At 60.5% G+C, this 1785-nt stretch carries 2 protein-coding genes; both read right to left on the minus strand.

Annotated features, from left to right (window positions below):
• Nucleotides 1-75 precede the first annotated feature (75 nt).
• Nucleotides 76-312 (minus strand): hypothetical protein, encoded by a 237-nt coding sequence (locus EN949_RS34965; RefSeq protein ID WP_013525080.1) that lies wholly within the window; start codon nt 310-312, stop codon nt 76-78.
• Nucleotides 313-700: 388 nt separating this feature from the next.
• A complete protein-coding gene (locus EN949_RS34970) occupies nt 701-1609 on the minus strand; it encodes a lipid kinase (protein ID WP_013525079.1) in 909 nt (302 codons plus the stop codon).
• Nucleotides 1610-1785 lie beyond the last annotated feature (176 nt).

Genomic DNA, 1785 nt, shown 5'->3' on the forward strand with positions numbered 1-1785 from the left:
GCTCTGCGCCCTTCATCGACGGCGCATCGCCGGGGCTCTTGATGGCCGGGACGAGATTGTCAGTCCCGGATTTTCTCATCGCGAAGCACCGGCGCGGCGCGTTTCCATCCCCTGATGGGAGCCCGCTTCGACTGTGACCAAACCGCCGACCGTGGCCTTGCCAGCTTCATAGTCGACCGGCGTGGCGTGGCCCGGCGCCTTTGCCTTCTCCGGCGCGTTGCTTGCCCGACGGTCGTCGCGCAGTTCCAGATGAGTGACGCCGCCTGCCGTCACCTCGAGCCCAAAGTCGATGCCAGTCTGTCTCTGCGCCATGTGAGAGATTCTGGAGCGCGGCCGGCGGTCGTCAAGAGGTTGCTAATATTCGAACGGCAAAGGGCAACAATCCTTTGCCTGCATCACATATCAGTTCATTTTGAACCAGCCTTCGGGAACGCCTAAGGGCCGCGTTCGGCACCTTTGCCAAGGCGCGTTGTAACGAGCCGCAGCAACCGTTTGCATTCCGGCTCATGACGCAAAGCTCCGGCCAAGGACTCTTTTCAGGCCGGTCGTGCCAAGCGGCCACGGCCCCAAGTCGCGCATGTCGACCTGCGAGCAACAGACCAAGGAAATCATAATTTGTCGAGCTCGCCGCTTCTCGTATGGACCGGTCGTTGTCGCCGTTTTGATGACCTCGGGACGATCGTGGGGCCAAATTGCTTGCCTAGTGGAGGTCAGCGTCGTCGACGGGCGGAGGCGCGAAGACCGAGATCGCCTTTGGATGGACCTTGAAATGGGCTGGTGTTGAGGTGACGATCTCACCATCGGTGTTGACCGGCATCGGCTTCTCCGTCTCGATGTCGAACTCGACGCACCTAGCCGTGCGCACCTCTCGCCAGGCGCCATGCCTTCCAGACCGGAAGGAGCGGAGCATCAGTGCCAGCTTCCAGAGGTTCGTCATTTCCAAGCTATAAAGATCGAGATGTCCGTCATCGATCTCGGCCGTCTCTTCCACCACGTTGCCGCCGCCGTAATGGCGACCGTTTCCCACCGCAATCTGGTAGGTTTCGACGTCGGTCGACGCGCCTTTCTCAATAATCTTCGCGTGGAATCGCGTGGCCCGCGTCAACACTTTCACCGCCGCCAGCGCATAGCCGAGCCTGCCGAAACGCTTCTTCAAAGTGGGATCCAGACCCTTCGCCAATTCAGTGCTGAGTCCGATACTCGCAACGTTGAAGAAGGCATTGCCATTGACCGTGCCGATATCGATCTGCCGGAGTCGGCCCCGCACGATCACGTCAGCGGCCTGCAGAAGATCCATAGGGATGTCGAGAGTGCGAGCGAGGTCATTAGCCGTTCCCATAGGAATAATGCCCATCGGCAGGCGGCTTTCCACTACAGCCATCGCCGCCGCCGACAACGAACCATCGCCACCGCACACGACCACAAGGTCCGCCGTTTGGCGCAAGCGAACGATGTCACGAGCGATCTCCGGCAACGCCTCGAACTTTTCGACAGTGACAGAAAGCCGGCCGCGCTCCAGCCGCTCCACAATCGGGGCGATCAGCTCCTGGCCGCGCCGCGCCTTTGGATTGAGGAGCAGCAATGCGCGCCTTTTGGCCAGTTTGCTCATTCAAAGATCGATCCGATGGTTCATAACGCATGCACACTAGGCGGCTGTTCATTCGACCGCAGCCGACGTTTTTGGCTCTCCGGACCTACCTCCACCGCGGTTGCGAACGGCGCAATTTTTTGACCTCCAGCGGCCCCTGGATCGCTATCCGAGTTCGTGGCCGTCACGCCGTGCAC

This window comes from Mesorhizobium sp. M7A.F.Ca.US.007.01.2.1 (genome assembly GCF_003998165.1).
Taxonomy (GTDB): domain Bacteria; phylum Pseudomonadota; class Alphaproteobacteria; order Rhizobiales; family Rhizobiaceae; genus Mesorhizobium; species Mesorhizobium ciceri.

What these genes read in the sequence shown, in the direction of transcription:
- EN949_RS34965 (WP_013525080.1), bottom strand. Translation starts at nt 312, where the DNA reads ATGGCGCAGAGACAGACTGGCATCGACTTTGGGCTCGAGGTGACGGCA.
- EN949_RS34970 (WP_013525079.1), bottom strand. Translation starts at nt 1,609, where the DNA reads ATGAGCAAACTGGCCAAAAGGCGCGCATTGCTGCTCCTCAATCCAAAG.